The following is a 6,576-nucleotide window of genomic DNA, read 5'->3' as shown; positions in this document are numbered from 1 at the left end:
AATTTCTCTACAAATCAAGTTTTCTGAATTACTCTCTGCCACAAAAGCGAATTTCCGCTTCTGCTGTCACTTTCTTACACTACTTATTCATGTATTAGTGGTTTTCCTGATAGGTGCAAGATGTGAGGTACTGCAGAAAAATGGATTTGTACAAGAAGGAGTGTTACGCCAGCGAGTCCGAAAGTGGGGAGTATTTGAAGATGTGAAGTTATGGGCGATTCTAGAAAGCGACTGGCATAGGGAAGTGGCATAACGCTAGGCTGATATGTAGAACTGTCTTGGATTGCTTTGTAGGAATTAGGTAAATTGCAACCGTTAATTGTTGTTATTGGGGGAGGCGCAGCGGGTTTTTTTGGTGCGATCGCAGCAGCACAAGCTCATCCTCATACTCAAGTCATTATTTTAGAAGCAAGTCACCAACCATTAGCCAAAGTCCGTGTCTCTGGCGGTGGAAGATGCAATGTTACTCATGCGTGTTTTGAACCAGCTGCTTTAGTGCAAAATTATCCGAGAGGTGGCAAAGCCTTACGTGGGGCATTTACCCGATTTCAAAGCCGCGATACTGTCAATTGGTTCGCCGCACAAGGAGTCAAACTGAAAACTGAACCTGATGGCAGAATGTTTCCTGTCACCGATGACTCGGCGACGATTGTTGATTGTTTGATGGAAAAGGCGATCGCTTTAGGAATCGAAATTTATAAGGGCGCAGCAGTGGTTTCTGTGAAGAAGCTGGATAGCGTGACTTCGAGATTTGAAATTCAGTTGAAATCAGGAGAAATTATTACATGCGATCGCATATTACTTGCAACAGGAAGCAATAAAGTCGGTTATCACATCGCCGAAAGTTTAGGACACCATATTGAATCGCCCGTACCATCACTGTTTACATTCAACATTCTTGATCAAGAACTACGCGCACTAGCTGGGGTAAGTGTCGATACAGTTCGTTTACGGTTGTCAGTTGGTAGTCACAAACTCGAACAAACAGGTCCATTGCTTATTACTCACTGGGGTTTGAGTGGTCCTGCGGTGCTGAAACTTTCTGCATGGGGGGCACGGATGCTATATGACGAGAAATATCAGGCAACTCTAATCATCAACTGGCTGCCGCACAGTAATCCTGAAGATATTCGCCAAAAATTACTTGCACTTAAAACTGAATGGGCAAAACGGGCGATCGCAAGTAACTGTCCTGTTGAATTACCACGTCGTCTGTGGCAGTACTTATTATTGCGAATTAATGTTAGCCATGAAGATCGTTGGTCGGGAATATCGCATAAAAGCTTAAATCTACTTGTCCAAGAACTTACACAAGGACAATATTTGATTCAAGGTAAGGGAGTTTTTAAAGAAGAATTTGTTACCTGCGGTGGTGTCAGTCTCAAAGAAGTCAACTTTAAAACGATGGAAAGTCGTCTCTGTCGAGGGCTTTACTTTGCTGGAGAAATCCTAGATATTGATGGCATCACTGGAGGCTTTAACTTCCAAAGCGCTTGGACAACGGCGTGGCTAGCTGGTCAAGCGATGGGAGTAGTCTATTAGTTAGTTTTGAGTTTTGAATTTTGAATTGTTCGCGAACAAAAGTGCCGAAGGCATTAGAATTTTTTCAACACTTACAACTGTTCTGACCCCTGACCTCCGACCTCTACTATAAAATGGTTCAATTAGTTTTTGAAACTATAAAAGTCAAAGATGAAATTTAGCGAAGTTGTTCAAAAACTCGGTGAAGCTGCTGCCAACAATAGCCTTGATCTTAATAAAGACTGCGATCCAGATCTTGATGGATTAGCACCAGTTGAAGAAGCTGCTGCGGGGACTTTAAGCTATATCGAAGGTGCCAAATTTGCCTCGCAAGTTGCCACAACTCAAGCTAGTGCATTGATTTTGCCCCAGAATGAAAATCTACAAATACAAGCACAATCACGCGGGATTGCTTGGATTGCGACTTCCCAACCACGGTTACTATTTGCACGAGCGATCGCACTATACTATCAGCCATTCCACCCTGCACCCGAAATTCATCCTAGTGCAGTTATTCATCCTTCCGTAAAACTCGGCGAAGACGTATATATTGGCGCGCATGTTGTCATTCAAGCAGGTGTTAGCATTGGCGATCGCGTCTGTATTCATCCCAACGTCGTGATTTACCCCGAAGTCCAAATTGGCGATCGCACTATTTTTCATGCTAATTGTACAATTCACGAGCGCAGCCAAATTGGCTCTGACTGCGTAATTCATAGTGGTGCAGTCATTGGTGGAGAAGGCTTCGGTTTTGTTCCTTCACCGACAGGGTGGGTCAAGATGGAACAGTCGGGATACACCGTATTAGAAGATGGTGTCGAAGTGGGTTGCAACAGCGCGATTGATCGCCCAGCAGTGGGAGAAACACGCATTGGCAAAAATACAAAAATTGATAACTTGGTACAAATCGGTCATGGTTGTCAGATTGGTGCTAACTGTGCATTTGCCGCCCACGTTGGCTTAGCTGGCGGTGTAAAAATTGGCAATCAAGTTATTCTTGCAGGTCAAGTGGGAATTGCCAATCAAGTAAAAGTTGGAGATAGGGCTGTTGCTTCTGCTAAAGCGGGGGTTCATAGTGATGTTCAACCAGGAACAATTGTTTCAGGAAATCCTGCCATATCACACAAAAATTTTCTCAAAGCATCTGCTGTTTACACGCGCTTACCAGAAATTTATCAAACTCTCAAGCAGTTACAACGCAGCTTAAGTAGAGAAAAATAAATATGCCAGCAACACTACTTTTATAGTAGGGTTATCCTCACTCACTTATATTTTTATTAGCTAATATAGAAGTAAAGGTGCAAGTAAGAAAGCTATTAAACGCACCTATGCTCAACTTTTATATTGAATAAGTTCATCGTTGAGTGACAACTTGAGTCAGTCTCTTTTACTGAACTATGGAGGTGACTTGACCGTGGCATTAGTACATTGGCAACCATTTCAAGAAATTACTGCCTTACGGCGTCAAATGGATCGGATGTTTGACGAGATTGCAGGATTTAATCGAGAGTTAAAGGTAAACTGGATGCCTGCGATTGAAATGCAAGATAGTGAAGAAAATGTTATCTTACGAGCTGAAATTCCTGGAATAGATGCTAAAGATCTTGATGTGCAAGTTGCCCGAGACACAGTGACTATTACAGGTGAAACTCGTCAAGAACAACGAACAGAAGAGCGGGGATTTTGGCATTCTGAATTTCGCTATGGTAAGTTCCAAAGAATAATTCCATTACCAGTAGCAGTCGAAAACGAACAAGTTGAAGCAAGTTATAAAGATGGAATTTTGACTTTGACGCTACCTAAGGTTGCTGAAGCAATTAACCGTGTAGTCCACATTAATTTAACAGGAGGTAATAGAGAGGCGATCGCAGGTTCCGATACTACTCACACGGTAGATGTATCGAGCGAGACGCAAACCAAAGACAACAATTAACTTAATGCGTAATCGAGCAAAAAGACGGCTAACTAGTAATAATTTACTTCAGTTAGTTGATACCTGTTAACTCTAGATAATTCTTGTGCTGAGTAGAATTTTTCATAAAATTAATCTACTCAGCTCTTTTTATTTAAAACTTAAAATCCTAATTTTTCTAACAAAGGACGAGTAGAAACAATATGCCTTTCTAACCCCAATTCTTTAGGTTTAATGCCTAGTGCCAAAGCAATGAGTTGAGGTAAATGCAACACAGGTAAACCTAGTTTTTCGCCCACTACTTTTTCTACTTCGGGTTGACGAGAATCAAGATTGAGATGACACAAAGGACAAGGAGTTACCATACAATCTGCACCAGCTACGAGAGCCTCTTGAATATGCATTCCTGCCATTTTAAATGCTTGTGTAGTCGCATAACTCGAAAGCGGCCAACCACAGCACTGAGTTCGCCCGCGATAGTATACTGGTGTTGCACCAACTGCCCGAAACACATTTTCCATTGATTGGGGGTTGTAGGGGTCATCGTAGGGCATGGATTTTTGAGCACGCAGTAAATAACAGCCATAAAAAGCAGCACATTTGATACCGCTCAAGCGTCGTGATACACGGTTTTCTAGTTCTTGTAATCCATAATCAGCAACAATTGCATACAGCAAGTGTTTGACTGTGGTATTACCGCGATAGGGTAAACAGCCTTCTTGGGTAAGTAAGTCATTGACTTGCTCAAGGTAAGCAGGGTTAGTCTGCTGAGACTCTCTCAAACGCTCATCAACACGACCAATAACTCCTTGGCAAGTGCTGCAATGTGTCAGTAAGGGAAGATTTAATTCTTCCGCCAAGGCAATATTGCGGGCATTCACAGTATCTTCTAGTAGCAGTGAATCTTCTTTAAAAGTACCAGAACCACAGCATGCAGCTTTCTTAAGTTCTATAAGTTCAATACCTAAAGCTTGAGTTAATGCTTGCGTAGATTGATAAAGTTCGCGGCAGGCTCCCTGGGCAACACAACCAGGAAAATAAGCATATTTTAAATGGGAAGACATAAGAAATTAGGGACGGGCAACTAGAATAAGGAATAAAACTTAAAGATAACCTTTTCTATCCTAACCTCAGTCCACAATTGCTTCTCTTACCTTATCCAGTCTCTTGTTCCTCACTTCACTTTTAGTGACAGTAGGAAAACAGACCATTTGGAGTGTTTAAGCGATCGCGCTTTTCGATAAGATAAATATGCTTAAAACCATCTCATCCCAATCGAGGGATTTTTTTGCAACTGCTTGAGGACGTTATATTTATGAGCGAAGCGGAAATTTTTGAAAAAGTCAAGAAAATTGTGACTGAGCAGCTGAGTGTTGAAGCTGAAAAGGTGACACCACCAGCAAACTTTGCGAACGACCTAGGAGCCGATTCGCTTGATACTGTTGAACTTGTGATGGCTTTAGAGGAAGAATTTGATATTGAAATTCCCGATGAGGCAGCTGAACAAATTACAACTGTACAGCAAGCTGTAGATTACATCAGCAACAAAGTGACTGCATCCGCTTAGGTGTGAGGCACATCTGACAAGGTGGCGCAAGGAATGCGATCGCACTCGTGATTAAATCGTCTGAAGATCGCGCCAGCGCCCAAAAATAAAAATTCATTTGTTCTGCGTTATTCAGTCAGGAAGCTGGCTCAACTGAAGTATGACAGATAAGGAAAAAAAACGTGTTGTCGTAACGGGTATCGGTGCTATCACGCCGATTGGCAATACTCCAGATGAGTACTGGGAAGGGTTAATAAATGGACGCAGTGGGATTGGTCCGATTACCTTGTTCGATGCCTCCCATCACAAGTGCCGCATTGCTGGTGAAGTCAAAGGATTTAATCCTCATGACTACCTTGACAGCAAAGATGCCAAGCGCATGGATCGATTTGCTCAATTTGCGGTTTCAGCCAGTTTACAAGCGCTTGCAGACGCACAGTTTGTCATCAATGAACTGAACGCAGAACAAGTGGGTGTAATTATTGGTACTGGTATTGGTGGGATTAAGGTACTAGAAGACCAACAAACAGTTTATCTCAATCGCGGTCCTGACCGATGTAGCCCATTTATGGTGCCAATGATGATCGCAAACATGGCAGCAGGATTAACAGCAATTCATATTGGTGCTAAAGGACCAAATACTTGTCCAGTTACAGCATGTGCTGCTGGTTCCAATGCAGTTGGCGATGCGTTTCGGATGATTCAGCGCGGTTATGCCCAAGCAATGATTTGTGGCGGCGCAGAAGCAGCAGTCACACCACTGTCTGTTGCAGGTTTTGCTGCAGCCCGAACGCTGTCTACTCGTAATGACGATCCGACTCATGCTAGTCGTCCTTTTGATCGCGATCGCGATGGATTTGTCATGGGTGAAGGAGCGGGAATTCTGCTACTAGAGGAGCTCGAACACGCCCGCAGTCGTGGCGCGCGCATTTATGCTGAAATTGTCGGCTACGGAATGACGTGTGATGCCTATCATATGACATCACCTGTACCTGGAGGCGAAGGTGCAAATCGTGCTATGCAACTTGCACTCAAAGATGCTTTGTTAGATCCAATGCAAGTCAACTACATTAATGCCCACGGTACTAGCACCGCAATGAATGACACGACTGAAACAGCAGCGATGAAAAAAGTGTTGGGCGATCGCGCGTACAAAGTCGCAATCAGCTCAACTAAGTCAATGACTGGGCACTTATTAGGCGGTTCGGGTGGAATTGAAGCTGTCGCAACAACTCTCGCGATCGCACATGACCAACTACCACCAACGATTAACTTAGAAAATCCCGATCCAGAGTGCGATTTGGATTATGTACCTAATGTTTCTCGCGCCCAAAAAGTAGATGTTGCTTTGTCAAATTCTTTTGGCTTTGGTGGGCATAATGTCACTTTGGTATTTCAGAAGTTCACTGATTAGTGAATGAAATGCAATTGTGTGTCAAAAACAAAGCAGAGAAAAATTTAAAGCATTGCTGAATCAATGTATAAATCTTTAGCAACCGCACTTGTATCAGCCCCCTAATCCACGCCAGTTGCACTCAACGGAGGGCGACGAAGTCCGCTTGGAGCGCTACCCCCAAGAGCGCACTGGCTCCCCACA

At 43.3% G+C, this 6,576-nt stretch carries 6 protein-coding genes and 1 pseudogene; 6 read left to right on the top strand and 1 reads right to left on the bottom strand.

The annotated features are described in order from the left end of the window. The 4 genes and pseudogenes from IQ230_RS27170 to IQ230_RS25665 all read left to right on the top strand — a co-directional run. Positions 1–253 (top strand): annotated as a pseudogene (locus IQ230_RS27170) (hypothetical protein); the annotation flags it as partial. 53 nt (positions 254–306) lie between these two features. Next, entirely contained in the window at positions 307–1,542 is a 1,236-nt protein-coding gene (locus IQ230_RS25675) for a BaiN/RdsA family NAD(P)/FAD-dependent oxidoreductase (RefSeq protein WP_193935019.1), read from the top strand. Between the two features lie 150 nt (positions 1,543–1,692). Continuing rightward, complete coding sequence (gene lpxD / locus IQ230_RS25670) at positions 1,693–2,742, top strand: UDP-3-O-(3-hydroxymyristoyl)glucosamine N-acyltransferase (RefSeq protein WP_193935018.1); 1,050 nt, start codon at positions 1,693–1,695, stop codon at positions 2,740–2,742. Positions 2,743–2,935: 193 nt separating this feature from the next. Further along, entirely contained in the window at positions 2,936–3,454 is a 519-nt protein-coding gene (locus tag IQ230_RS25665; protein WP_193935017.1) for an Hsp20/alpha crystallin family protein, read from the top strand. Positions 3,455–3,594: 140 nt separating this feature from the next. Here the strand turns inward: IQ230_RS25665 and IQ230_RS25660 are convergent, their stop codons facing one another. After that, a complete protein-coding gene (locus IQ230_RS25660; protein ID WP_193935016.1) occupies positions 3,595–4,497 on the bottom strand; it encodes a CoB--CoM heterodisulfide reductase iron-sulfur subunit B family protein in 903 nt (300 codons plus the stop codon). Positions 4,498–4,748: 251 nt separating this feature from the next. Here IQ230_RS25660 and acpP point away from each other — a divergent pair, with 251 nt between their 5' ends. Together acpP and fabF are read left to right on the top strand one after the other, a co-directional pair. Further along, positions 4,749–5,000, top strand: a complete 252-nt coding sequence (gene acpP / locus IQ230_RS25655) for an acyl carrier protein (protein ID WP_099700342.1) — start codon at positions 4,749–4,751, stop codon at positions 4,998–5,000. A gap of 139 nt (positions 5,001–5,139) precedes the next feature. Continuing rightward, a complete protein-coding gene (fabF, locus tag IQ230_RS25650) occupies positions 5,140–6,393 on the top strand; it encodes a beta-ketoacyl-ACP synthase II (RefSeq protein ID WP_193935015.1) in 1,254 nt (417 codons plus the stop codon). The last annotated feature ends 183 nt before the right edge of the window (positions 6,394–6,576 follow it).

This window comes from Gloeocapsopsis crepidinum LEGE 06123 (assembly GCF_015207655.1).
In the GTDB taxonomy this organism is placed as follows: Bacteria; Cyanobacteriota; Cyanobacteriia; order Cyanobacteriales; family Chroococcidiopsidaceae; genus Gloeocapsopsis; species Gloeocapsopsis crepidinum.
The sequence above is the reverse complement of the archived record's forward strand: the minus strand, read 5'-3'. Positions and strand labels throughout refer to the sequence as shown.

Excerpts from the sequence above, each read along its gene's own strand:
- acpP (WP_099700342.1), top strand. The coding sequence starts at position 4,749 with ATGAGCGAAGCGGAAATTTTTGAAAAAGTCAAGAAAATTGTGACTGAG.
- IQ230_RS25660 (WP_193935016.1), bottom strand. The coding sequence starts at position 4,497 with ATGTCTTCCCATTTAAAATATGCTTATTTTCCTGGTTGTGTTGCCCAG.
- fabF (WP_193935015.1), top strand. The coding sequence starts at position 5,140 with ATGACAGATAAGGAAAAAAAACGTGTTGTCGTAACGGGTATCGGTGCT.
- lpxD (WP_193935018.1), top strand. The coding sequence starts at position 1,693 with ATGAAATTTAGCGAAGTTGTTCAAAAACTCGGTGAAGCTGCTGCCAAC.